At 69.6% G+C, this 24738-nt stretch carries 23 protein-coding genes; 6 read left to right on the top strand and 17 right to left on the bottom strand.

Translation table 11 applies throughout. From position 1 onward, the window contains the following. Positions 1 to 197: 197 nt before the first annotated feature. The 12 genes from TSH58p_RS09665 to TSH58p_RS09610 all read right to left on the bottom strand — a co-directional run bounded on the left by TSH58p_RS09665 (position 198) and on the right by TSH58p_RS09610 (position 13065). The gene (locus tag TSH58p_RS09665) at positions 198 to 1352 is read right to left on the bottom strand and encodes an SPOR domain-containing protein (protein WP_158282647.1); all 1155 of its coding nucleotides are present in this window, start codon (positions 1350 to 1352) and stop codon (positions 198 to 200) included. 182 nt (positions 1353 to 1534) lie between these two features. Then, complete coding sequence (puuE, locus tag TSH58p_RS09660) at positions 1535 to 2452, bottom strand: allantoinase PuuE (protein ID WP_109072106.1); 918 nt, start codon at positions 2450 to 2452, stop codon at positions 1535 to 1537. A gap of 32 nt (positions 2453 to 2484) precedes the next feature. Beyond that, positions 2485 to 3057 carry a septation protein A gene (locus tag TSH58p_RS09655; protein WP_109072107.1) on the bottom strand — a complete coding sequence of 191 codons (573 nt, stop codon included), beginning with the start codon at positions 3055 to 3057 and terminating at the stop codon, positions 2485 to 2487. A gap of 66 nt (positions 3058 to 3123) precedes the next feature. Further along, positions 3124 to 4218 carry a lipid A deacylase LpxR family protein gene (locus tag TSH58p_RS09650; RefSeq protein ID WP_109072108.1) on the bottom strand — a complete coding sequence of 365 codons (1095 nt, stop codon included), beginning with the start codon at positions 4216 to 4218 and terminating at the stop codon, positions 3124 to 3126. Positions 4219 to 4311: 93 nt separating this feature from the next. Next, positions 4312 to 5841, bottom strand: coding sequence for an AMP nucleosidase (locus tag TSH58p_RS09645; protein WP_109072109.1), 1530 nt, complete (start codon positions 5839 to 5841; stop codon positions 4312 to 4314). Positions 5842 to 5945: 104 nt separating this feature from the next. Beyond that, positions 5946 to 7199, bottom strand: coding sequence for a signal recognition particle-docking protein FtsY (gene ftsY, locus TSH58p_RS09640; RefSeq protein WP_109072110.1), 1254 nt, complete (start codon positions 7197 to 7199; stop codon positions 5946 to 5948). 16 nt (positions 7200 to 7215) lie between these two features. Next, positions 7216 to 8475, bottom strand: coding sequence for a tRNA (N(6)-L-threonylcarbamoyladenosine(37)-C(2))-methylthiotransferase MtaB (mtaB, locus tag TSH58p_RS09635; protein WP_109072111.1), 1260 nt, complete (start codon positions 8473 to 8475; stop codon positions 7216 to 7218). A gap of 30 nt (positions 8476 to 8505) precedes the next feature. Continuing rightward, positions 8506 to 9342, bottom strand: coding sequence for a diaminopimelate epimerase (gene dapF, locus TSH58p_RS09630; protein ID WP_109072112.1), 837 nt, complete (start codon positions 9340 to 9342; stop codon positions 8506 to 8508). 75 nt (positions 9343 to 9417) lie between these two features. Beyond that, positions 9418 to 9732 (bottom strand): hypothetical protein, encoded by a 315-nt coding sequence (locus tag TSH58p_RS09625; protein WP_109072113.1) that lies wholly within the window; start codon positions 9730 to 9732, stop codon positions 9418 to 9420. Positions 9733 to 9882: 150 nt separating this feature from the next. After that, positions 9883 to 10317, bottom strand: coding sequence for a GtrA family protein (locus tag TSH58p_RS09620; RefSeq protein WP_109072114.1), 435 nt, complete (start codon positions 10315 to 10317; stop codon positions 9883 to 9885). Between the two features lie 2 nt (positions 10318 to 10319). Then, positions 10320 to 11366 (bottom strand): glycosyltransferase family 2 protein, encoded by a 1047-nt coding sequence (locus TSH58p_RS09615; protein WP_247895525.1) that lies wholly within the window; start codon positions 11364 to 11366, stop codon positions 10320 to 10322. Between the two features lie 55 nt (positions 11367 to 11421). Continuing rightward, positions 11422 to 13065 (bottom strand): hypothetical protein, encoded by a 1644-nt coding sequence (locus tag TSH58p_RS09610; protein ID WP_109469217.1) that lies wholly within the window; start codon positions 13063 to 13065, stop codon positions 11422 to 11424. Positions 13066 to 13338: 273 nt separating this feature from the next. On the opposite strand from TSH58p_RS09610, the gene leuD reads away from it, so the two are divergent. Together leuD and leuB are read left to right on the top strand one after the other, a co-directional pair. Then, positions 13339 to 13950: a 3-isopropylmalate dehydratase small subunit gene (gene leuD / locus TSH58p_RS09605; protein ID WP_014241647.1), complete on the top strand. Its 612-nt coding sequence runs from the start codon at positions 13339 to 13341 to the stop codon at positions 13948 to 13950. Positions 13951 to 14089: 139 nt separating this feature from the next. Further along, on the top strand, positions 14090 to 15205 hold the full coding sequence (gene leuB / locus TSH58p_RS09600; RefSeq protein ID WP_014241645.1) for a 3-isopropylmalate dehydrogenase: 1116 nt from the start codon (positions 14090 to 14092) through the stop codon (positions 15203 to 15205). A gap of 103 nt (positions 15206 to 15308) precedes the next feature. Here leuB and TSH58p_RS09595 read toward each other — a convergent pair whose 3' ends face one another. Further along, positions 15309 to 15629: a general stress protein gene (locus TSH58p_RS09595; protein ID WP_109469298.1), complete on the bottom strand. Its 321-nt coding sequence runs from the start codon at positions 15627 to 15629 to the stop codon at positions 15309 to 15311. A 199-nt stretch (positions 15630 to 15828) separates the two neighbouring features. Here TSH58p_RS09595 and TSH58p_RS09590 point away from each other — a divergent pair, with 199 nt between their 5' ends. Next, positions 15829 to 16347, top strand: a complete 519-nt coding sequence (locus tag TSH58p_RS09590; RefSeq protein WP_109469216.1) for a hypothetical protein — start codon at positions 15829 to 15831, stop codon at positions 16345 to 16347. 30 nt (positions 16348 to 16377) lie between these two features. Here TSH58p_RS09590 and TSH58p_RS09585 read toward each other — a convergent pair whose 3' ends face one another. Next, positions 16378 to 17259: a CoA ester lyase gene (locus TSH58p_RS09585; protein WP_109469215.1), complete on the bottom strand. Its 882-nt coding sequence runs from the start codon at positions 17257 to 17259 to the stop codon at positions 16378 to 16380. A gap of 156 nt (positions 17260 to 17415) precedes the next feature. Between TSH58p_RS09585 and pdxY the strand changes: the two genes are divergently transcribed. After that, complete coding sequence (pdxY, locus tag TSH58p_RS09580; protein ID WP_109469214.1) at positions 17416 to 18276, top strand: pyridoxal kinase PdxY; 861 nt, start codon at positions 17416 to 17418, stop codon at positions 18274 to 18276. Between the two features lie 50 nt (positions 18277 to 18326). Continuing rightward, positions 18327 to 18905: a TIGR00730 family Rossman fold protein gene (locus tag TSH58p_RS09575; RefSeq protein ID WP_014241640.1), complete on the top strand. Its 579-nt coding sequence runs from the start codon at positions 18327 to 18329 to the stop codon at positions 18903 to 18905. Positions 18906 to 18929: 24 nt separating this feature from the next. Here TSH58p_RS09575 and TSH58p_RS09570 read toward each other — a convergent pair whose 3' ends face one another. From TSH58p_RS09570 to TSH58p_RS09560, 3 genes are all read right to left on the bottom strand, one after another. Beyond that, the gene (locus tag TSH58p_RS09570) at positions 18930 to 19343 is read right to left on the bottom strand and encodes a hypothetical protein (protein WP_109469213.1); all 414 of its coding nucleotides are present in this window, start codon (positions 19341 to 19343) and stop codon (positions 18930 to 18932) included. A 134-nt stretch (positions 19344 to 19477) separates the two neighbouring features. Beyond that, a complete protein-coding gene (gene zapE, locus TSH58p_RS09565; RefSeq protein WP_109469212.1) occupies positions 19478 to 20632 on the bottom strand; it encodes a cell division protein ZapE in 1155 nt (384 codons plus the stop codon). 101 nt (positions 20633 to 20733) lie between these two features. After that, positions 20734 to 22113 (bottom strand): diguanylate cyclase, encoded by a 1380-nt coding sequence (locus TSH58p_RS09560; RefSeq protein WP_109469211.1) that lies wholly within the window; start codon positions 22111 to 22113, stop codon positions 20734 to 20736. 248 nt (positions 22114 to 22361) lie between these two features. On the opposite strand from TSH58p_RS09560, the gene TSH58p_RS09555 reads away from it, so the two are divergent. Further along, positions 22362 to 24608 carry an ATP-binding protein gene (locus TSH58p_RS09555; RefSeq protein ID WP_109469210.1) on the top strand — a complete coding sequence of 749 codons (2247 nt, stop codon included), beginning with the start codon at positions 22362 to 22364 and terminating at the stop codon, positions 24606 to 24608. The last annotated feature ends 130 nt before the right edge of the window (positions 24609 to 24738 follow it).

Raw genomic sequence — 24738 nt, 5'->3', positions numbered from 1 at the left:
GGTCTGGTGCGCCGGCTTCTTGCGGGCTGCGCTTGTTCTAATATGCGTGCCTGTTCAATCCCATGTTAGCGGCAAGGAGAAGGACAGATCAAGACGAAGCCCGCCCGCAATACCGAAATTGCGGGCGGGCTTTTGCAAAGGAAAGAAGCGGAATAGTCGGCAGCGACAGTTTGTCGCGGCGCCGTCGTTGCCTGCGGTCAGCGCGTCGAGACGACGATGGGCTGCGCTTCCACCTTGCCCTTCAGCGAGGCGGCGGCCTGACGGGCGGCGGCGGTGTCGGCATAGCCGCCGACGCGGACGACGTGCCAGGACCGCTGCTCGGCATCCGTCCAGTCCAGCGCGTAGGCGTTGAAGCCGAGACCGCGCAGGCGGCGGACCAGACCCTCCGCGTTGTCGGCCTGCTGGAAGGACCCGACCTGCACGGCGTAGCGCCCGTCCACAGCGGCGGCGGACGGCGGGGGAGTCAGCACGCCCGACGACGACGGCATGGCGGGCGCCGCGGCGGGCGGGGTGGAGACGGTCTTGGGCGCCGGCTTGGCCGGTTGCGGCGCCGGGCGCGGAGCGGCGGCCGGACGCTGGGTCGCGGCCGGCGGGGGCGGGGCCGACAGCATGGCCTGAAGCTCCGCCGTCTCCGTGGTCCTGGCGGCGGCCGGGGCCTTGGCGGGCTCGGCCGGAGGCGGCGTCGGGGTCGAAGCCGGCGGATGCGCCGGGGCCTTGGCGCTCTCCGTTGATTCCACGGGGTGCGGCGCGGGGTCGGCCGGCTTGGTGACGGCGGGGGCGGGCGGCGGCAGGGCCGGCGGTTCCGGCACCTTCAGCGCGGGCGGCGGAATCTGCGGCAGCGCCATGGGCGGCGTGGCCACGGCGGGCGCCGGTGCGGCCGGAGCGACGACGGTCTGCGTCTGCATCGGCGTCTGTTGGGCCGGAGCGGGGGCGGGCGCCGCGCGGGTGATCAGCGCTTCCGGTTTGGCTTGGGCCGGAGCCACGCCGCCGGGCGAGCCGCCGCCGGGGGCCGGGGCGCTGGGGACGGCGGTGATGAGCGGCGCCGGGGGCGGGGACGGCGCGTCCCCGCCCTGGTCCAGCATCACGACGACCGCGCCGATGCCGATGGCGGCGGCGAGCGCCGCGGCGATCTTGCCGATGGGCAGGTGCCGCTCCGCCTTCCGCCCGGCGTCCGGGGACAGGAGATCGTCATCCTCCGCCGGGTCGGCCTTCAGGTCGTCGTTGAGGGCGCGCAGAAGGCGGGCGATGTCGTCCCTGGCCTCCCCGCCATCGTCGGCGGGGGCATCGGCCATGGGGCGCGCCTTGTGATCCGCCGTCTGACCGGCGGCCTTCATCTCATCCTTGAACGTCACGGCGGCGTGCGCACCCAGTTGAAGATCGCAAGGAATCGGCAGTCACGGGACCGCGGCCCCGAAAGGGCCGCGCCGCGATCCAAAGACCTTCTACTGTATTTCGACGTTCGTTCAAACGCCGATGCGACGAATTGGCGTGAGAAAGTTGGGCTGGACGCCCGCCCGGTTCGCTTCCTCCCGGATCAGGCCGCCGGCCGGTAGGGGTGTTCGGCCATCCAATGGCGGGCGATGTCCAGCCGGGTGGCGACCCACGCCTTGTCGTGGCTCCCCACATAGTCGAGGAAGCGGGCCAGCGCCGCGGCGCGCCCCGGACGCCCGACCAGACGGCAATGCAGCCCGACCGACATCATCTTCGGCTGGTCTTCCCCTTCGGCGTAGAGCACGTCGAAGCTGTCCTTCAGGTAGGTGAAGAACTGCTCTCCGGTGTTGAAGCCCTGGTTGGTGGCGAAGCGCATGTCGTTGGCGTCGAGCGTGTAGGGCACGATCAGCTGCGGCCGGCCGAAGCGGTCGTCCCAATAGGGCAGGTCGTCGGCGTAGCTGTCGGCGTTGTAGAGGAAGCCGCCCTCCTCCGAGACCAGCTTCCAGGTGTTGGGGCTGCACCGCCCGAGATACCAGCCGAGCGGGCGCGAGCCGGTGACGCGGGTGTGCACCTCGATGGCCCGCAGCATGTGCTCGCGCTCCACCTCCTCCGGCAGATGCTGGTAGTCGATCCAGCGGTAGCCGTGGGTGGCGATCTCCCACCCGGCGTCCTGCATGGCGCGGACGGCGTCCGGGTTGCGCTCCAGAGCCATGGCGACGCCGTAGACGGTCACCGGCAGGCCGCGCTGGGTGAACATGCGGTGCAGCCGCCAGAAGCCGGCGCGGGAGCCGTACTCGTAGATCGACTCCATGTTCATGTGGCGCATGCCGACGATGGGTTGGGCGCCGACGATCTCGGACAGGAAGGCCTCCGACGCGGCGTCGCCGTGCAGGACGCAGTTCTCCCCGCCCTCCTCGTAGTTGATGACGAACTGCACCGCCACCCGCGCCCCGCCCGGCCAGTAGGGGTGCGGCGGACGGGACCCGTAGCCGATCAGGTCGCGCGGGTAATCCTGGGACATGGCGGGTGCGCTCCGTGGGAAAGAGGGGGCGGTCAGGAGGCGGAGGAGGACTTCTCGGCCGGCGGCTCCTCCGGCACCTGATGGCGCAGGATCAGCGGGGCCTGGAGGGCGCTGAACAGCAGGGTCAGCGGCATGATGCCGAACACCTTGAAGTTCACCCAGGCGTCGGTGGTCATGGTGCGCCACACCACCTCGTTCAGCGCGGCCAGCAGCAGGAAGAACCACGCCCAGCGGATCGCCAGCGTGCGCCACCCCGCGTCGGTCAGGTTCAGCACCGACCCCAGGACATGCTTCAGCACGTTGCGCCGCGTCAGATGCGCCGCGAACAGAACCGCGGCGAACAACAGGTTGACCAGCGTCGGCTTGATCTTGATGAACAGGTCGTCCTGAAGCCACAGGGTCAGTCCGCCGAACAGCAGGACGAAACCCGCCCCGACCACCGGCATCACCGGCACCTTGCGTTCGAACCGCCAGGAGACCAGCACGGAGATGCTGATCGCCACCATGAAGACGGCGGTGCCGATCATGATGCCGGCCTGGGAATTGGCGATGAAGAAGGCCGCCAGCGGGCCGGCTTCGATCAGCAGTCGGGCGTATTGGTTCATGACCCTCACATAGACCGAACCGGGCTTGGGATAAAGAGGGAAGCGGGGTGATCCCCCCTGGCTTGGTCAGAACCGGTAGGAGGCGCGGATCGAGCCGTAGTTGCTGTAGGATTTCTGCCCTTCGAACTCCGGCGACAGGAAGTTCTGGGCGTAGGAGATGCCGAACGGGCCGTAGCGCAGCGCGATGCCGAGCTGGAAGGCGGCGACGAAGTTGTGCTTGTCGACCGACCGGCTGTCGCGGAAGCTGTTGCCGTCGAGGAAGATGTTGCGGGCGACCGCGCGCCCCTCCGCCCCGGCGTAGACGTACCAGGAGAAGGGCGGGCGCGGCGCGCCCGCGGCCACGCTGTCCTGATAGGGGATGCTGGCGGTGGGGCGCAGGATCAGCGCGCCGACCGGCGGCGCCATGTTGCCGCCCAGCCGCATCGTGACGCCCGCCCCGCCGAAGGTCAGGACGTTGCCGACGCTGCCGGCGACGTGGGGGCTGATGTCCGCCTCGAAGGGGCCGATGCGCGTCGGCCGCTCCGCGCGCCAGACATGCTCGTAGCTGAGGATGATGCCCGGCTCGTTCTTGAGCTGGTAGTCCCAGCCTTCCGGCCAGCGGGCGCCGGGGACGATGCGGTGCACCGCCTTCTGGGTCTGTTCCGCCAGCGAGGCCGGGCCGACCATGCCGAGGTCTAGGTCGATGCGGTCCACCTGCCGCGTCTCTTCCGAAATCACCGACAGGCGCCCGTACAGCCAGCCGGCGTAGGGGCGGTCGGTGGCGTCGGGGATCGGCTTGGTGATGTCGCTGGGGGTGTACATGTTCTGGCCGAAGGCGATGCCGTAGCGCCGCACCCCATGCTCCCCGATCCAGGGGACGAGGTTGGCCAGCCAGTCGATGTTGCCGTAGGTCGGGCGGTCGCCGGAGACGTAGTAGAACTGGACTCCGTTTGTGTAGTAACGGTCGGTGCCGCCGCCGAACAGGTCGTTGTCGACCCAGGCGCCGATGGACGGGCCGGACCGCGGCGTGGTTTCCGGCGGCGGAGCGGTTTCCGTGCTCGGAACACTGTCGGCTTTCGGGGCACTGTCGGTTTTCGGAACACCGTCCTGGGCCAGCACCGGTCCTGCCGCCAGCCCGAATGAGAGGGCGGCGATGACGCTCCAACCTGCACGCACGGCCATATTGGTCCAATTCCCTTCGTTGCCGAGCACCCCAAGATAAGACGCGGACGCCCTTTGGCGCCTGCACTTTCGGGTGAGGCAGAATGGCTTACCTTACTGGAAGGCCGCCTCGGCGAAGCTGCGCAGCTTGCGGGAATGCAGGGTTTCCATGCCGTGCTCGCGCAGAAGCTCCATGGCCAGCACGCCGATCTTCAGATGCTGGTCCACCCGCTCGCGGTAGAAGCGGTCGGCCATGCCCGGCAGCTTCAGCTGCCCGTGCATTGGCTTGTCGGAGACGCAGAGCAGCGTGCCGTAGGGAACGCGGAAGCGGAAGCCGTTGGCGGCGATGGTGGCGCTTTCCATGTCCAGCGCGACGGCGCGGCTCTGGCTGAAGCGCATCAGCGGCTCGCGGTGGTCGCGCAGCTCCCAGTTGCGGTTGTCGATGGTCGCCACGGTGCCGGTGCGCATGATGCTCTTCAGCGCGTAGCCGGACAGGCCGGTCACCCGCTCCACCGCCGTCTCCAGGGCGCGCTGCACCTCGGCCAGGGCCGGGACGGGCACCCAGGTCGGCAGGTCGGCGTCCAGCACATGGTCGTCGCGGACATAGCCATGGGCCAGCACATAGTCGCCCAGCCGCTGCGTGCTGCGCAGGCCGGCGCAGTGGCCCAGCATGATCCAGGCGTGCGGGCGCAGCACGGCGATGTGGTCGGTGATCGTCTTGGCGTTGGACGGGCCGACGCCGATGTTGACCAGCGTGATGCCGTTGCCGTCCGGGCGGGTCAGGTGGTAGGCGGGCATCTGCGGCAGGCGGAGCAGCCGCGCGCCGTTGGTGGGCGCCTCGCCGGGATCGCCCCCCAGATTCGCGTTGTGGGCGATGACGCCGCCCGGTTCGACGAAGCGGTCGTACTGGCTGCGGTAGTCGGCCAGCTCGGGATCGGAGGCCGGCTCCATGATCTCGCGAGCCATGCGGATGAACTCGTCCACATAGAACTGGTAGTTGGTGAACAGGACGAAGTTCTGGAAATCCTCCGGCGCCGTCGCCGTGTAGTGGCGCAGCCGGTGCAGCGAGAAATCCACCCGCGGCGCGGTGAACAGCGCCAGCGGCTTCACCGTGTTCAGCGCCTCCTCGTAGGTGCCGTTGACGATGGTGTCGTCCATGCGGGCGAGGTCGGGCAGGTCGAACAGGTCGGGAAGGCCGGCCAGCCGCTCCGGCGTCAGGTCGCCCTCGACATGCATGCCCTGGGGGAAGGCGAAGTGGATGGGGATGGCCTCGTCGCTGACCCCGACCTCCAGCGGAACATGGTGGTTGCGCAGCAGGAGCGAGAGCTGTTCGCGGTAATAGCGGTCGAACAGGTCGGGGCGGGTCAGCGTCGTGGAGTAGGTGCCCGGCCCCTCGACGAAGCCGTAGGCCAGCCGCGTGTCCACCGTGGCCGCCGAGGCGGTGGAGAGGCGGACATAGGGGTAATGGGCCTGCTCCCGCCGTCCGCCGTCCTCGCCGCGGGTGAAGGCGGCGAAGCGATTGCGCAGATAGGCGGTGTTGCGGTCGTAGAGGTCCTTGACGAGGGCCAGGGCGGCGTCCGCGTCGGTGAAGCGCTCGACAGGACCGGGAGGAACGGGGGAGGGGGAGGTCTGGGCAGCCGTCATGACTCTTCAGATAGGGCCTGGGTGAAGCTGCCGGAAGTCCCTTTCTCGCTCCTTCCGCCACCGGGCCGCCAAGGGGCCGCCACCGGGCCGCCGTTACGCCGCCGTTACTGGGACGGCAGCCCCATCAGCGACTTGGCGAACTGGTCGGCGTCGAAGGGGCGCAGGTCGTAGACGCCCTCGCCGATGCCGATGGCGTGCACCGGCAGCTTGAAGCGCTCGGCCAGCGAGACCAGCACGCCGCCGCGCGCCGAGCCGTCCAGCTTGGTCAGGATCAGGCCGGAGACGTTCACCATGTCGCGGAACACCTCCACCTGGTTGTGCGCGTTCTGGCCGGTGGTGGCGTCCAGCGTCAGCAAGGTGGTGTGCGGGGCGCTCTCGTCCACCTTCTTGATGACGCGGACGATCTTGCGCAGCTCCTCCATCAGGCCGGCCTTGTTCTGCAGGCGGCCCGCGGTGTCGATCAGCAGGATGTCCACGCCCTGGCGCCGCGCCTCCTCCAGCGCGTCGAAGGCGAGGCCGGCGGCGTCGGCCCCGGTGTCGCGGGCGATCACCGGGCAGCCGGTGCGCTCGCCCCAGATCTTCAGCTGGCTGACCGCGGCGGCGCGGAAGGTGTCGCCGGCGGCCAGCATGACCGTCTTGCCCTCGGCGCGGAACTGGCGGGCCAGCTTGCCGATGGTCGTCGTCTTGCCGGTGCCGTTGACGCCGACCACCAGGATGACGTGGGGCTTCAGCGCGGCGTCGATGACCAGCGGCTTGGCCACCGGGCCGACGATCTTCGCCACCTCGGCGGCCAGCGTGGCCTTGACCTCCTCGGGGCTGACCTCCTTGCCGAAGCGGGTGCGCGCCAGCTCCGCCGTCACCTTGGCCGCCGTGGTCGGGCCGAGGTCGGCGGTGATGAGCAGCTCCTCCAGCTCCTCCAGCGCCTCGTCGTCGAGCTTGCGCTTGGTGAAGATGCCGGAGATGCCCTCGGTCAGCTTGGACGAGGACTTGGACAGCCCGTCCTTCAGCCGGGCGAACCAGCCCTTCTTGGGCTTCTCCTCCTCGGCGGTCAGGGCCGCGGGGAGGTCGTCGCGGACGATCTCCGGCGCGTCCTCGCGCTCCTCCGGTTCGGACGGCGGGGCGATGGGCGGCGGGGGCGGCGTCTCGACCGCGGGCGGGGGCGGCAGCTCGGGTTCGGGAAGCGGCTCCGGCGGCGCGGGCTCCGGCTCGGGGGCCGGCGGCTCCTCGGCCACCGGCTCTGCGGCCACCGGTTCCGCGGGCGCAGGCTCGGCGGGGACCGGCTCCGGGAGCGGGGCGGCCGTCTCGTCCTTGCGGGCTTGCTCTTCGGGCTTCTTGCGGCCGAACCAACGCAGGATCATGGCGTGTCCACTGTTCTCAAAGGGGGGTGCCGGTCAGCGCGCCGCCGGCCACGCCGGTGACCGTGGCGCGCAGGACGGAGCCGGGGGGCCGGGGCGTGCCCAGGCGGATTTCGGCGAAATGCTGGGTGCGGCCGAGGTCGTCCTTCTCGACCAGCACCGACACCTCGCGCCCGACCAGGGAGGCCAGCGTACGGGCCTCCGCCTCGGCGCCGCGCGCGCGCAGACGGGCCGCGCGTTCCTTGCGGAGGCCGCCGTCCACCTGCGGCATGCGGGCGGCCGGGGTGCCGGGGCGCGGGCTGTAGGGGAAGACGTGCAGCCAGGTCAGGCCGCACTCCCCGACCAGCCGCAGCGTGTTCTCGAACATCTCGTCGGTCTCGGTCGGGAAGCCGGCGATGAAGTCGGCGCCGAAGACCATGTCGGGGCGCAGGGCGCGCACGCGCTCGCAGAAGGCGATGGCGTCGGCGCGGCTGTGCCGGCGCTTCATGCGCTTCAGGATCATGTCGTCGCCGGCCTGGAGCGACAGGTGGAGGTGCGGCATCAGCCGCGGCTCCGTCTCGATCAGCCGCCACAGGTCGTCGTCGATCTCGATGCAGTCGAGCGAGGACAGGCGCAGCCGCGGCAGCTCCGGCACCAGGGCGAGCAGGCGGCGCACCATCTGCCCCAGCGTCGGGGTGCCCGGCAGGTCGGGGCCGAAGCTGGTGATGTCCACGCCGGACAGCACGACCTCGTTGTAGCCGGCCTTCACCAGCGCCTGCACCTGCTCCACCACCGCCCCGATCGGGACGGAGCGCGACGGGCCGCGGCCGTAGGGGATGATGCAGAAGGTGCAGCGGTGGTCGCAGCCCTGCTGGACCTGGACGAAGGCGCGCGCCCGGTCCTCGAACCCGCCGATCAGGTGGCCGGCGGTCTCCTTGACCGACATGATGTCGTTGACCAGCACCTTCTCCGCCGGGGCCAGGCCCCAGCTCTCGGGCTGCAGCTTCTCCTGGTTGCCCAGCACCTGATCGACCTCCGGCATGGCGCCGTAGCGCTGGGGGTCGATCTGGGCGGCGCAGCCGGTCACCACGATGCGGGCGTTGGGGCGCTCGCGGCGCAGCTTGCGGATGGTCTGGCGCGCCTGCCGTTCCGCCTCCGAGGTCACCGCGCAGGTGTTGACGATGACGACGTCCTCCAGACCCGCGTTGCGGGCATGGGTGCGCATCACCTCGGATTCGTAGGTGTTGAGGCGGCAGCCGAAGGTGACGATCTCCGGCTCGTTGGTCACAGTGTCGCTCATGCTCTTTCAGCCTAACGGGCGGCCATTCATTCAGGCGGCCGCCAACTCCGCAGACAGCCGCCCGCTGTAGCTGAGGGCGACCGGGCCGGTCATCAGGACGCGGCCGTCCTCCAGCCATTCGATGGTCAGGGTGCCGCCGTCCAGGATGACGTCGACCTTGCGGTCGGTCAGCCCGCGGCGGATCGCGGCGACCGCGGTGGCGCAGGCGCCGGTTCCGCAGGCCTGGGTGATGCCGGCCCCGCGCTCCCACACGCGCATGCGGACGCGGCCGGGGGACAGCACCTGGACGAACTCGACGTTGCTGCGTTCGGGGAAGACCGGGTGATTCTCGAACACCGGGCCGACCTCGGCCAGCGGCACCGCCTCGACGTCGTCCACGAAGAAGACGGCGTGCGGGTTGCCCATGTTGACGGCGACCGGACCGGCGAAGCCACCGTGCGACACCGCGTCGACGCGCAGCGTGTCCGCCGGGCCGGCCAGCGGGATCTGCGCCCAGTCCAGGCGGGCCGGCCCCATGTCCACGGTGATGCGCCCGTTGTCGGCGCGGCTGGCCTGAAGGATGCCGGCGTTGGTCTCGAAGGCGACGCGCTCCGCCCCCGCCTCCTCCATCAGCAGCCAGCCGACGCAGCGCGAGGCGTTGCCGCAGGCCGACACCTCGCCGCCGTCGGCGTTGCGGATGCGCATGAAGCCCGCCGTGCCGTCCGTTTTCGCCGGTTCGATCACGATGAACTGGTCGCAGCCCACCCCGGTCTTGCGGTCGGCGATGGCACGCACCTCGGCCTCGGCCGGCGTGTACGGCGTGTTGCGGGCGTCGATCACGACAAAGTCGTTGCCGAGCCCGTGCATCTTCAGGAATTCGCGCGTCATGACCGCCGTTATATGGCGACCGGGCCCGCGGAGTCCATGGCCGCACGGGGTGGCCATGGCAAACAGTTCACGGAGTCAGTGGGTTTCGGCCCCGCCGGTGTCGGCCGTGTCCCCGTCGGGCAGGGCGGCGCCCGATGCCGGGGGAATGCCCTCCAGCATGTCGAGCATCCGGGCGAGCGCGTCCTCCGACTCGGGCCGCGGCGGCGTTCCGCCGGTCCGCTCCCACGCCTCGTAATCCCAACCCGCGGCGCCCATCGCCATGTCGGGTAGCGTGAAATGCCCGTCCGTGGCGTGGGTCGGCGGCCCGTCCGCGCGGGACAGCCCGACCAGCAGGGCAACGGACACGGTGACTCCGGCCACCCAAGCCCACAGCACATCGCCGTTGTTCATGGCTACCTCCCGGCTCCTGCGATGCAGGGCGGTGTTGGGGCCATTCCCGTTGGATGCGCCCCATTCCATGGACTTCGGGTGTCCGCGGCAGCGCACAATGAGACTTCCGGCGATATCCGGAAGGAGAGGGAGCCTTCAGGTCTTCAAGGATCAGGCGTCCTTGAAGACCAGATGCTTGGAGGCGGCGAAGTTCAGGACCATGCCGGACAGCGAACCGGCGGCGACGGCCAGCACCGGATGGGCCTCGGCCAGCGGCAGGGTGGCTTCCAGCCCGATCGAGACGCCGTAATTCACCACCCCGCCGAAGGCGTTGGCGGCCAGGAAGGCCGCCCATTGCCGGTAGAGCGGCGCGTCGGCGGCCCCGCGGAAGGTGAAGGCGCGGTTCAGCGCGAAGGTCGTGGTGGCGGCGGCCAGATAGGCCGGGATGCGGGCGGCGAAGAACTCCAGCCCGGCGCCGAACACCAGCGCGTAGACCACCGCCGTGTCCACCACCAGACCGACCACGCCGACGAGGCCGAACTTGCCGAACTGCACGGCCAGCCGGCCGAGCCGGCTGTCGGACAGGGCGCCGATGAGGTTGCCCATGGTCAGGACCCGGCGGCTTTGCGGACCGGATGGACGCCCGGCGCGGGGATGGACAGGTAGCGCATGCGCTTGGCCTCGCGGCGGCCCAGCGTGACCGTGTCGAGGATCAGGCCGCAGGTCAGGCTGAGGAAGCCCAGCAGCATCAGGCCGGTGGACAGCACGGCGGTGGGCAGGCGCGGCACCAGCCCGGTCTGCAGGTAGGTCGCCACCACCGGCCAGGCGAGGAGCACCGACGCCGCGGCGAGGGCGGCGAAGATGGCGCCGAAGAAGGGCAGGGGGCGCTCCTCCTTCACCAGATTGACGATGGTGCGCAGGATGCGGACGCCGTCGCGGATGGTGTTCAGCTTGCTGTGCGAGCCCGGCGGGCGGTCCTTGTAGGGCGCCTTGATCTCGGCGATGGGCATGTTCAGCTCCAGCGCGTGGACGGTCAGCTCCGTCTCCGTCTCGAAGCCGCTGGCGAGCGCCGGGAAGGACTTGATGAAGCGCCGCGAGAAGACGCGGTAGCCCGACAGCATGTCCTGGATGCGGTTGCCGAAGATGCGCGCGACCATGCCGGTCAGCAGCTTGTTGCCGAAGCGGTGGCCGGGCCGGTAGGCCTTGACGATCTCGGTGACGCGGGCGCCGTTGACCATGTCGAGCTGGTCGTCCCACAGCCGCTTGACCATCAGCGGGGCCGATGGCGCGTGGTAGGTGTCGTCGCCGTCGACCAGCACGTAGACGTCCGCCTCGATGTCGGAGAACATGCGGCGCATGACGTTGCCCTTGCCCTGCAACGGCTCGTGCCGGACCACGGCGCCGGCGGCCTTCGCCACCTCCACCGTGCGGTCGGACGAGTTGTTGTCGTAGACGTAGACCGTCGCGTCGGGCAGCGCCTCGCGGAAGTCGCGCACGACGGCGGCGATGGCCGCCTCCTCGTTGTAGCAGGGGATCAGCACCGCCACCACGGGAGCCGTGTCCGGGTCCGCCTCCGGGATTGGGGCCGGGATTGCGGACGCCGCGGGCCGGTCGGATGGCCGGTCGGCCGGTCGGTCGATGGTGGAGACGGTCATGGCGATGCGCTTCGAAACGGTGCTGGTGTAAGGTTAAACAGCACACTCGCCCGATTTAATCCACTGACCTTTCAAGGTCGGCCATTCGTTGCACGGCGCAGAGGTTCAGCGGCTCGCCCAGGTTGTTGGGGATGACGCGGCAGTTGTCCTGCGCCACCCGCAGCCCCAGCAGGGCGGCGGCCTTCGCCGCGCCGGGGGTGTCGGGGATGGTGCTGAGCATCAGGAAGCGCCCGCGGTGCGCCCCCACCTTGTCCTGCATCAAAGCGAGGTAGCCGTTGCCGACCGAATCCGGCTGGAGGAAGTTGGACTGGATGCGCACGAAGGGAATGCGCGGCGGGAAGGCCGGAATGACGTGGGAGATCGCCCAATAGCCGGCCATCAGCACCATCGTGTCGTCCGGATCCTCGATGGGCGGAACGGCGGCCTCGACCCAGCGCTCGCTCCACGGCACGCGGCCCCAGTCGGCGGGCCGGGCGGTGGCTTGGACCAGCAGCAGGAGGGCCGCCGCCAGGGCGAGCGCCACCCGGCGCGGCACCGGCAGCAGGCCCGCCGCCATGACGATGGCCAGCGGCGCCAGCATCTCCAGCGGCACCAGATAGCGGTAGATGCAGAACATCCCCACCCACAGCGCGTAGGTCACCGCCATGGCGGTCAGCAGGTAGCGCGTGGCGGCGGTGTCGGTCAGTCCCGCGGCCGTTCCGCTGGACGGGGGCCGGCGGAAGGCCCGCCCGAGCAGCGCCAGCGCCGCGGCGACGGGCACGAGAAGGAACAGCGCCAGGACGCGCAGGTCGAAGAAGGGCACCTCCCCGACCTTGAGCGGCGCGAAGGGGAAGACCAGCGGGAAGAACAGCCGCTCCAGCCGCGAGTCCGGGAAGAAGCTGACGTTGACGTAGCCGGACAGCGCCGCGAAGGGCGACTTGAAGAACTGGTTCATGTGCGGGAAGACGGGGTTCCCGTACTCCACCCACAGATGGGCCATCCAGAAGCCGCCGCACAGCGCCAGCCCGCCCAGCACCCCGAGGCCGAAGACGAAGGCCAGCCACAGCCGCCGCCAAGGCCGTGCCGGCAGCGCCAGGAAGGCGAGGCAGAGCCCGACCGCGTAGATCACCGTGGGGTTCTTCATCCCCATCGCCGCCCCGGCCAGCAGCCCCGCCGCGGCCACCCGCGCGACCGCGCCCGGCACCGGCCCGTCGATCAGCCGCGGCAGCGATCCCGCCACCACGACCAGCGCGCCGAGCACGCCCAGGCTGACCATGTTGTCGTGGAAGGTGGTGCCGAGCAGCCCCAGCGTGCCGCCCCCGAAACCGGCCATTACCGCCAGCAAAGCGGCCAGCGCCACCCGCTGCCCCGCCCCGCCGACGCGCAGGGCGGCGTGGGCCAGCAGGAAGGCCAGCGCCAGGTTCAGCCCGTGCAGCGTCCCCCAGACGAATCCCGCCGCGCGCGCCGGCAGATGGCTGCCCAGCAGATAGAAGGGCACGTCCAGCAGCGGGTTGTAGAAGCTGGGCATCTGCGCCGGCAGCATGTCCATGCCCAGACGGCCGGTCAGCAGGGCGTAGGCGTTGTACCAATGGTAGTTCCGCAGGTCCCAGTTGGCGTCCATGCCGAGCGCCAGCCCGAGCAGGCCGTAGAGCGGCGGGGCCAGCAGCAGGAAGGCGAGCGCCGCGGTGCGCGGGCGGCGGGCGGTGGGGAGCAAGGTCATGAAGGTCGCGGAACCCAGGGAAGCGTCCGCCCCTTGGTAGGCGAGGGAGCGCCCTGCAGCAAGGACCGGATGCCGGGCCGGGGGCGGCGAAGGACATGGCGGAGGGAATTCGGAAGCAATTTCGTTGCGTCCGGCTGTGTTCCGGGATGCGGAATCGCGCGCCGCGAGCGGCATTTGCGGCAAGCTTCCTCTGGCAATGGCGGGACGGGTCTGCTATTCACCGAACTCCGCATGCACACGCTTGCGCCTCTTTTGCGCGACAGGATTCTGGCGATGGAAAAGTTTACGGTTCTCACCGGTGTTGCGGCGCCGCTGCCGATGATCAACGTCGACACCGACATGATCATTCCCAAGCAATTCCTGAAGACCATCAAGCGGACCGGGCTGGGCAAGCATCTTTTCGACGAGATGCGCTACACCCCCGACGGTGCCGAGGTCGCGGAATTCGTCCTCAACAAGCCGGCTTACCGCAGCGCCAAGATCCTCGTTTCGGGCGACAATTTCGGCTGCGGCTCCTCGCGTGAGCATGCGCCGTGGGCGCTGGCCGATTTCGGCATCCGCTGCATCATCGCGCCGAGCTTCGCGGACATCTTCTTCAACAACTGCTTCAAGAACGGCATCCTGCCGATCAAGCTGCCGAAGGAGCAGGTGGACCTGCTGCTCGACGACGCGTCGCGCGGGTCGAACGCCATCGTCTCGGTGGATCTGGAAAAGCAGGAGATCACCGGTCCGGACGGCGGCAAGATCAGCTTCGAGGTCGACCCCTTCCGCAAGCACTGCCTGCTGAACGGGCTGGACGACATCGGCCTGACCATGCAGCAGGCCGCCTTCATCGACCAGTATGAAGGCAAGCAGCGCGGCGGCCAGCCCTGGCTCTGGGGCTGATCCGGCCCAACCGGTCAGCGGCCCAATGGCATCAGGCCATGACGGCCTTGCGGACCGGGGGGGCGGCAACCACCTTCCGGCCTGTCGGTCCGCGGATTAGACAACACTGATAAAGTCTCCAATGGGGAGTGCGTGCGCCATGCCCGCCAACAAGAAGCTTCTGTTTTTGCCCGGCGACGGGATCGGTCCGGAGGTCATGCGCCAGGTGCGCCGGGTCATCGACTGGCTCGACCGCAAGCGCAACGTCACCTTCGACGTCACCGAAGGGCTGGTCGGCGGCGCGGCCATCGACGCCTATGGCGTTCCCCTGAAGGACGAGACGCTGGCCGACGCCCTGGCGGCGGACGCGGTGATGCTGGGCGCCGTCGGCGGCCCGAAGTGGGACAACCCCACCGACTACACCAAGCGTCCGGAAGCCGGCCTGCTGTCGCTCCGCAAGGAGCTGAACCTGTTCGCCAACCTGCGCCCGGCGGTGGTGTTCGACGCCCTGGTCGACGCCTCGACCCTGAAGGCCGACGTCATCAAGGGCCTGGATATCCTGATCGTCCGCGAGCTGACCGGCGGCGTCTATTTCGGTGAGCCGCGCGGCATCACCGACATCGGCAACGGCGAGCGCCGCGGCGTCAACACCCAGGTCTACACCACCAGCGAGATCCGCCGCGTCGCCCGCGTCGCCTTCGAGCTGGCGCGCAAGCGCGGCAACAAGCTCCACTCGATGGAGAAGGCCAACGTGATGGAATCGGGCCTCCTGTGGCGCCAGGAAGTCACGAAGCTCCATCAGGAGGAATTCTCCGACGTCACGCTGGAGCACATGTACGCCGACAACGGCGCCATGCAGCTGCTGAAGAACCCGAAGCAGTTCGACGTGATCGTCACCGACAACCTGTTCGGCGACATCCTGTCGGACGAGGCGGCGATGATGACCGGCTCGCTCGGCATGCTGCCGTCGGCCTCGCTCGGCGCCCCGGACGCCAACGGCCAGCGCAAGGCGCTCTACGAGCCGGTGCACGGCTCCGCCCCGGACATCGCCGGCCGCGACCTCGCCAACCCCTGCGCGACGCTGCTGTCCTTCGCCATGTGCCTGCGCTACTCGTTCAACATGGACGAGGAGGCGAAGATGCTGGAGAAGGCCGTGCAGAACGTGCTGTCGGGCGGCATGCGCACGGCGGACATCATGGCGCCGGGCATGGCCCGCTGCTCCACGACCGTCATGGGCGACTCGATCCTGCGCGAACTGGACAAGCTGGCCTCCTGACCGGTCGCGCCCCCGGCCCGGCCGGCTGGGGGCTGCTGACCAGCGGAGCATGAAAAGAAAGCCCCTCTCCGGTTCCGGAGAGGGGCTTTTCTCGTTGGTGCCGTCAGTCGCCTTCGCCCGGGCGTATGGCGGCCCCGCGTCCGCCATGGCTCGCCTGCCCGCCCTTCCGCCCCGCTTCGGCGGCCAGGGACGGGTTCTTGGAGAAGCTGCGTGAGGATGCCGGTACGCTCCGGCCCCCCTTCCGCCCCGCCTCCGCGGCGAGTTCCGGGTTCTTGGAAAAGCTGCGCTTGTCGGCTGGCACGCTTTCCCCGCCCTTGCTGGCGATCTGGCGCTGCCGGTCACGGTCCATCGACGCGAAGCCGCGGTTCGACGTGCGACCGCTCCCGGATTGGACTTCGCCTTGGCCGTTGTCTTTCGAGGCCATCTTCAACCTCCACCTCTGCCACATGTCGGAAAACCGATGGGGGGCGACTTGGTTCCGGAGAGGTCGTGATTCCGATTCCTTCGGCACCCGTAAGTGGCAGTGGGGCGCATCGGGTCGAGCCGGGGAACGCTTCGCCTCCCGATCGGTTGACCGGACGGGGGTAAGCCGAAGCGGGACCACGAAGCAGAGAGGTTCAACGATGGGAGTCGAACTCACGGCCGAACGACGGCTGTTGTCCGAAAAGGAATTCGAGCAGGTCCGCCGCAGCCATTACCCGGAACTGGAGAGCCTGCCGCCTGACGAGACCCTGACGCTCGCCCGTTGGCTGCGCGGGGAGCGCGACCGGGCGCGCGACATCATCGCGGCGCGGCGGCGCGGTCGGCGGGGCAAGGCCAGCGGAACCGGCCAGCAGTCGGCGGACGCCAGCGAACGCGGCCTGTCCGCCAAGAAGCAGGTCTACGCGCGCGCCCTGAAGCGGGTGAACGGGCGGCTGGAGCGGTTCCGCGCCGAGCGGCGCCGCGCGATCGTCCAGGCCAACCTTCAGGACGCGCTGAAGCGCAAGAAGGACGCGCAGCCCCAGCACCCGTCCCCCGGACGCACCCCGCGCAAGGGCATGCGCCCGATCCCCAGCGGGCGCCGGACGGTCGAGACCGATCCGCGCGAGATCGGGCGGGTGTCGCAGTTCGTGAAGGACGCCCAGGCGCGCCGCGATTCCTGATCCGATGTTATGAAACCGGAGCGGCGGGTGTCAGCCCGCCGTCTCCAGCGCCCGGATCGCCTCGGCCATCGCGACGAGGCGACGGGCGTTCTCGACATGCAGGTTCTCCACCAGCCGCCCGTCCACCAGAACCACCCCCTTGCCCTGGGCGACGGCCTCGGCATGGGCCTGGATGATGCGGTGGGCCTGGGCGATCTCGTCGTCACCGGGGGCGAAGGCGGCGTTGCAGGCGGCGATGGTCTTGGGGTGGATCAGCGTCTTGCCGTCGAATCCCAGCTCGCGCCCCTGGGTGCAGGATTCGGCAAAGCCCGCGTCGTCGTTCAGGTCGAGATGCACCCCGTCGAGGATGGCGAGGCCGTAGGCCCGCGCCGCCAGCAGGCAGAGGCCGAGGCTGGTCAGCATCGGCAGCCGGTCGCGCGTGTGGGCCGCGTGCAGATCCTTGGCGAGGTCGGAGGTGCCCATCACCAGCCCGCCCAGTTTCGGGCTGGCCCCGGCGATCTCCTTGGCGTTCAGCATGCCGAGCGGGGTCTCCATCATGCACCAGATGGTCTGCCCGTCCGGCGAGCCGTTGGCGCGCAGCACCGCCTCGGCCTGGCGGACCATGTCGGCGCTCTCCACCTTCGGCAGCAGCACCGCGTCGGCGCCGCTGGCGGCGGCCATCACGAGGTCGTCGTAGCCCCAGGGGGTGTTCAGCCCGTTGGTGCGGACCACCAGTTCCCGCCCGCCATAGCCGCCCGCGGCGATGGACGCCTTGATGGTGGCGCGGGCCTCCGCCTTGGCGTCGGGGGCGACGGCGTCCTCCAGGTCGAGGATCAGCCCGTCGGCGGGCAGGCTGCGCCCCTTCTCCAGGGCGCGGGTGTTGGAGCCGGGCATGTAGAGCACGCTGCGGCGCGGGCGGGCGGTGGCGGCCATGGCATTCCCCCAAGCGGTCTTGTGTCGTTGCCGCAGGATTAGCCGCGTCCGATCCCCCTGTCCATGCGGCGCGTAACTCTGGTCTGCATGGAAACATCCCCAGCGTGTGGCGCGGACGGTTTAGGATGCGTGCCCAACCTTTCGGATCGTCCGCCCATGAAGACCGTCATTTCGATCCAGTCCCACGTCGCTTACGGCTATGTCGGCAACCGGGCCGCGGTGTTCCCGCTGCAGCGGCTCGGCTGCGACGCCATCGCGGTGAACACGGTGCAGTTCTCCAACCACACCGGTTACGGCGAATGGACCGGGCAGGTCTTCACGGCGGAGCATGTCGCCGACCTGATGGACGGCGTCGCCGCGCGCGGCGTCCTGCCCGGCTGCGACGCGCTGCTGTCGGGCTACATGGGCGACGTCGGGCTTGGGCAGGTGATCGTCGAGACGGCGGCCCGGCTGAAGGCCGCCAACCCGCGCGCCGTCTACGCCTGCGACCCGGTGATGGGCGACGTCGGGCGCGGCTTCTTCGTGCGCCCCGGCCTGCCGGAGTTCATCCGCGACCACGCCGTCCCCGCCGCCGACCTGATGACCCCCAACCAGTTCGAGCTGGAGTATCTGACCGGCCGGACGGTGGAGACGCTGGACGACGCGCTGGCCGCCACCGCCGCCCTGCGGGAGCGCGGGCCGCGGCTGGTCCTGGTGACCAGCCTGACCCGCAAGGACGCCGACCCCGGCCACATCGAGATGCTGGCCGACGACCGCGACGGCGCGTGGCTGGTCTCCACCCCGCGCCTGCCGCTGGACCCGCCGCCCAACGGGTCGGGCGACGCGGTGGCCGCCCTGTTCCTGGCCCATTACCTGAAGGCCTTCGACCCGGCCGAAGCGCTGGAGCAGGCGGCGGCGGCCATCTACGCCATCTTCCAGACCACCCGCCGGATGGGCACGCGGGAGCTGCAACTGATCGCGGCGCAGGACGAGTTCGTGAATCCCAGCCAGCGCTTCACGGTCACCCGCGTCCGGTAAGCCACTTGTTACGACACGCGTCCAAGAGACGGCGCGAACAGAGGAACGACATGCGGATTTGCGTCTATGCCGGGTCCAACCCCGGCACCAACCCGGCCTATGGCGAGGCCGCGGAGCAGCTTGGCCGCCACATGGCGGAGCGTGGCATCGGCCTCGTCTACGGCGGCGGGCGGACCGGCCTGATGGGGCGGATCGCCGACTCGGTCCTGGCCGCGGGCGGCACGGTCACCGGCATCATCCCGCAATTCCTGATGGACAAGGAGGTCGGCCACCAGGGCCTCCAGGAACTGCGCATCGTCGCCACCATGCACGAGCGCAAGGCCCTGATGGCCGAGCTGTCCGACGGCTTCATCGCGCTGCCCGGCGGCATCGGCACGCTGGAGGAGCTGTTCGAGGTGTGGACCTGGGCGCAGCTCGGCCGCCACGACAAGCCCTGCGGCCTGCTCAACGCCTCGGGATTCTACGACGGACTGGCCGGTTTCCTCGACCATGTGGCGGGGGAGCGCTTCATGCAGCCCAAGCACCGCGACATGCTGATCGTCCGCGACACCGCGCCGGGCATCCTGGACGCCTTCGCCGCCTATGAGCCGCCGGCGGTGCGGAAGTGGCTGGACGAGGCCCGGACCTGATCCGCGCCTGACGTGGCTTGGGGCTCAGGGCTCGAAGAGCTTCTTCATCAGGGCGTTCCAGTCGCGCTTGAACTGGGTGCCGAAATCCGCCTCGGCGACCGCGTTGCCGCGGGCGGCGGGGCGGACGATGGCCGCGGCCTGGGAGTCGGGCTGCGCCTTCGCCTTGCGCTGGACGGTGACGACCCGCTTCTTCGGGGGCGGGTCGGGCTTGCGGGCGGGCAGGGGGGCCGCGGTGACCGTGACGACGGGCGCCGCTCCGGTCTGCGAGTTCCGGGAAAAGGCGTCCTTGCACCAGCCGCCCTCGCGCGCCTGGGTCAGCGCCTCGCCGTCGAGCAGCCAGCAGTCGACGCTGCCCGCCGCGGCGGCGGGGGCGGACTGGATCGGTGCCGTCAGAAAAAGCGCCAGCGTCAGTGCACCGCACCGGGACCGCCAAGGCATGCTTCGCCCTCTCCCTCGCCGTTGGACCGACGTTCAGCAATACAACGTCGGGCGCCCGTTTATCTTCGGCGCGAAACGGGAGTAGGGCGGGATCGCCGTGGTAACACGGGTGGAGGCGGGGCGCCTCGGCCCCCTCAGGTCAGGTGCTGCTGGCGCAGGTAGTCCTCGCTCTGCATCTCCATCAGGCGGCTGACCGTGCGTTCGAATTCGAAGGCGTGGGTGCCCTCGGGGTACAGCCGTTCCGGCGGGCCTTCGGCGGCGACCACGAGGTTGACCTTGTGCTCGTAGAGCGCGTCGATCAGCGTCATGAAGCGCTTGGCCTCGTTGCGCAGCTCGTCCTTCATCGTCGGCACGCCGTGGATCAGCACGGTGTGGAAGTGCGTCGCGATGGCGATGTAGTCGGCGGCCCCCAGCGGCTTGCCGCACAGGCTCCAGAAATCCACCAGGGCGACGCATTTGGCGGCGCAGGCGATCTCCACCTTCCGGCCCTGGACGGCGAGATGGGTCGGCTCGCCCCGGGCGCCGTCGGTCAGCGTTTCGAAGGTCTGGCGGATCCTGGCGTCGCTCTCCGGGCCGAGCGGCCAGAAATAGACGGGCTTGCCCTGGAGCCGGTCCAGCCGGTAGTCGGTCGGCCCCTCCAGCGCCAGAACGTCGAGCTTCTCCTTGAGCAGGGCGATGAAGGGCAGGAACAGCTCGCGCTGAAGCCCGTCCTTGTAGAGCATGTCCGGCGGCCAGTTGGACGTTGCGACCACCACCACGCCCAGATCGAACAGGCTGGTGAACAGCCGGCCCAGGATCATCGCGTCCACGACGTTGGTGACGTGGAACTCGTCGAAGCAGAGCAGCCACGCCTCGTCGGCCAGCGCGCGGGCCAGTTCGGGCAACGCGTCGTCGGCGTCCTTGCCCTTGCTCTTGCCCGACTGGCGGTGCTGGTGGATGCGCTCGTGCACCTCCAGCATGAATTCGTGGAAATGGACGCGGCGCTTCTTCTCCACCGGGGCGGTGTCGAAGAACAGGTCCATCAGCATCGACTTGCCGCGCCCGACGCCGCCGTACATGTAGAGGCCCTGCGGCGCCTCCGCCGGTTCGGAGCGCGGGCGGCCCAGCCCGAACCGCTCCAGCCAGCCGGCCTTCGCCCCTCCGGCCTTCCCGGCGGGCTGCGGGCTGTAGCCCGTCAGCGCCTTGTAGAGGCTCTGGAGCTTCTCGGCGGCCAGCTCCTGGTCGGGGTCGGGGCGCAGCGTCCCGGTGCCGCGGCGGGCCCGGTAGAGCGAAAGCGGTCCGTCAGACATGGAATTCGCGGGTCTCGGCAGGGAAAGGTCTTACGTAGCCGATGCGCCCCCGCAGGGCAACGCCCGATGCCGGGATGCAGATGCGCTCAGGCGCCCACCATTCAGGCAATCACCACGCGGTTGCGGCCCTGGCGCTTGGCCTCGTAGAGCGCGGCGTCGGCCCGGCGGACGGTGTGTTCGTAATCCGGGTGCCCCTCGTGCAGCGCCGCCCCGATCGAGGCGGTGACGCGCAGCCCGTTCCCGGCGCCCCCGGCGCCGGGAAAACGGTGCTCCTCGACCATCCGGCGCAACTGCTCGGCCTTCACGCGCAGCGCCGCCTCGTCCATCTCGGTCAGCAGGATGAGGAACTCCTCGCCGCCGTAGCGGAAGACGAAATCGCCGGCCCGGACATGGGTGTGCAGCAGTTCCGCCATGTCCGACAGGACGGAATCGCCGGCCTGGTGGCCCAGCGTGTCGTTGATCGTCTTGAAATGGTCGGCGTCCATCAGCAGCACGGCGAAGGGCTTGCCATGGCGCAGGCTGATGGAGACCTCACGCTGGAAGATCGCCGGCATGAAGCGCCGGGTCAGCAGCCGGGTCAGCGGGTCGCGCCCGCTTTCGATCTCCATCGCCTTCTCGATGATGGTGCCGAGGACGTAGGCGATCTCCGTGACGTCGTTGTTCAGCTCCTTCACGAAGGCAGGGGTGATCCAGCCTCCCTCGACCGCGGCGGTCACCTTGGCGCTGATGCGGGTGGTGCGCTCTCGGATGAGGTCCAGCTCGGTCACGCGGCCGAAGGTCAGCTCCGCCTTGTGGTTCAGCCACAGGCCGAAATCGGAGGATTCGATGGGCGGCGGGTTCGCGTGGTTGTTGTCCTCATGCGCGTAGAAGGACACCACGGTGTTGCGCAGCCAGTCGAACAGCGACGATTTCAGCCGTTCGCCCTCCAGCGCCAGATTGGGGCCGCTCATGAACATCTTCAGGGATTGCTGGTGGCGCACGTTCCCCAGCAGGTCGCCCAGATAGGCCTCGTGCATGTTGTCCAGCACGGTGTCCAGCAATTCGCCGACGAACAGGATGGCGGACGCGGTCTGGGCGCGGCTGAGGTCGGCGGCGAGCAGGCGGGCCGACAGCTCCTTCTTGACGATCCGCATCCCGGCGTTGACCAGGGTCAGCGGGATGTTGATGCGGGCATGGATCAGCCCGACCTGGTAATTCTGCTCCAGCACCGCCGCGATGGCCTCGTCGGTGGAGGCGGTGAAGAGGGCGCTGATCCAGCGCGCCAGCGAGGGGCGCAGCCGTTCCTGGACCAGGGCGTGGTTGAGGAAGGTGTTGCTGTCCGGGCGGTCCAGCAGGATCGTGTAGAAGACGTCGGAGATCGCGTCGGCGTCGGCGAGCGCGATGGCCGTGACGCGCTCGCGCACGGCGGGTTCGGTGTCCGTCCACAGCGACGACAGCGTGGCGGCGAGGATCGTGGCCTTGCGGTCTTTCTGGCTGTCCATCGTCCCTGTTCCTTTGTGCAGCCGCCCCCAACCCCGGTGAATACTTAACGCTCGGCGAGCGTCAGGCAAAGCGACAATCGCTCGTCCGGACGGTCGGGTTCATTGATGCATTAAGGTTAAACTTCCATTATGGTTTTCGCGCGAGATTGGCGGTGGCCGGTGGTTGGCACTGTCTTACGTTGGGTAACGCCACGCGGACGGTCCCTCACCGGCCCCGTTGGACTGCGTGCGGAGAATTTTTCACAGCCATGGCCAGCCGCAATCCGGTTCGCGACGCGACCTTGCCGCCCTCTGGAACGGGGCCCGCCGGAATGGGGGAGCGGCTGTTCGAGGTTCTGGGGTCGGTGCGCTTCCTGATGAGGGCGTCCGGCGTGGCCTTCATCGTCGTGGTGAACGCGATGATCGGCTACGGCGTCTGGCAGCGCCACGCCGAGGCGGTCCAGGGGGCCGAGCGCTCGACGCGCAACCTCGCCCGCATCCTGGAGGAGCAGGCCGTCCGCACGGTGTTCAGCGTGGACCTGCTGCTGTCCGATCTGGTCACCGTCCTCGACACCCACCCGCAGGCGCGCACCGTCGCGGCGCCGTCGGTGAACGCCCTTCTGCGCAACCGGCGCGACGCCATCGGCCCGGTTTCCGGGCTGGTCGTGGTGGACGAGCAGGGCCGCGTGCTGCACCACTCCGCCGACAGCAGCCCGCCGGCCTTCGATCTGACCAACCGGCCCTACTTCGCGGTCCACCGGGACGAGAACGCGTCGGACGGCGGGCTTCACATCGGCGCGCCGATCCCCAGCATCGCCTTCCCCGGCACCTACGTCATCCCGATGAGCCGCCGCTGGTCCCACCCGGACGGGAGTTTCTCCGGGGTGGTCGTCGCCATGATCAACCCGCTGCGGCTGGGAGCCGGCTTCGAGGGGCTGCGGCTGGGGCTGGAGGGCACGGTCACCCTGGCGCTGGCCGACGGCACGGTGCTGATCCACCGCCCCTGGGACGAGGGCCGCCAGCGCCTCGCCACGCTGGCCGACTGGCCGGAGGTCGACGCCGCGCTGCGCACGCGGGACGCGGCGACGCTGGACACCGTGCTGCCCACCGACGGGCGCCCCAGCATCGCCAGCGTCCGCCGCGTCGCCGATTATCCCTTCACCGTCGCCGCCACCCTGCCGAAGGCCGAGGCGCTGGGCGAATGGAAGCGCGACAGCGCGGTGTGGATCGCCATGGGCCTCGCCATGTCGGTGGTGATCGCCCTGCTGACCTGGTACGTGGAGCGGCAGCAGTCCCGGCGTGAGCAGGACCAGAACCGGCTGGAACGCGCCTCCCGCCGCATCCGCGGCATCCTGGAATCCATGGTGGACGCGGTGGTCACCATCGATTCCCACGGCGTCATCGAGACCTTCAACCCCGCGGCGGAGCGCATGTTCGGCTATGCCGAGGCGGAGGTGGTGGGGCAGAGCGTCAACATCCTGCTGCCGGAAGGCTTCCGCGCCGGCCACGACCGCTCGATGGCGGGCTACCGTCCGAACGCCGGATCGCGCATCATCGGCAACGACCGCGAGGTCCTGGCGCTGCGCCGCGACGGCAGCACCTTCCCGATCAACCTCGCGGTCAGCGCGCTGCGGCTGGGCGGGCCGGATGGGGAGGGCGGGGCGGAAGAGACTGGGGCGCCGCGCCGCGTCTTCGTCGGCGTCATCCGCGACGTCACCAAGCGCCGGCAGCAGGAGGCCGAACTGCTCGCCTCCAAGAGCCAGGCGGAAATGGCCAACCGCGCCAAGTCCGAGTTCCTGGCCAACATGAGCCACGAGCTGCGCACGCCGCTGAACGCCATCATCGGCTTCTCGGAAATCCTCGACAGCGAGTTCTTCGGCAAGCTCAACGAGCGCCAGAAGTCCTGCGCCAAGGACATCCACGACAGCGGCAAGCACCTGCTGGACATCGTGAACGCCGTGCTCGACATGTCGAAGATCGAGGCGGGCCGCTACGAGCTGTCCGAAGAGGTGATCGACCCCTGCGAAGCGGTGGCCCAGTGCCTGACCATGGTCCGCGACCGCGCCGCCGACAGCGGGGTGGATCTGCGCAACGGCGTGTCCGGAGGCCTTCCCGCCATCTGGGTCGACCGCCGCGCCTTCAAGCAGGTGCTGCTGAACCTGCTGTCCAACGCGGTGAAGTTCACGCCGGAAGGCGGCAGCGTCACCCTGGCCGCCCGCGTCGATGAGGACGGAGCCCTGGCCCTGTCGGTCACCGACACGGGGATCGGCATCCCGAAGGACTTCATGGAGCATCTGTTCCAGCCCTTCCGGCAGGCCGACAACTCCGCCAGCCGCCAGTTCGAGGGCACCGGCCTGGGCCTGTCCATCTCCAAGAACTTCATGGAGCTGCATGGCGGTTCGCTGACCTGCGCCAGCACGCTCGGCGCCGGGACCACCATGACCCTGCGCCTGCCCGCCGAGCGGGTGGTGAAGCCGGAAGACACCGCCGCGCGGATCGCCGCCGCTCTGGTGTGACCGGCGCCCGGCAATCGGACGGCAAAGAAAAAGGCGCCGCGAGGCGCCTTTTCGAGGTCCGGGGATTTTGGTCCCCGCTGGTCGGGTGCGGGAGGGCGTTGCCTCCCGCGATCCCCTTGTCGGTTCCCTG

The sequence above is a fragment of the Azospirillum sp. TSH58 genome (genome assembly GCF_003119115.1).
Taxonomy (GTDB): domain Bacteria; phylum Pseudomonadota; class Alphaproteobacteria; order Azospirillales; family Azospirillaceae; genus Azospirillum.
Note: the sequence above shows the minus strand (reverse complement) of the source record. Positions and strands in the feature narration are given on the sequence as shown.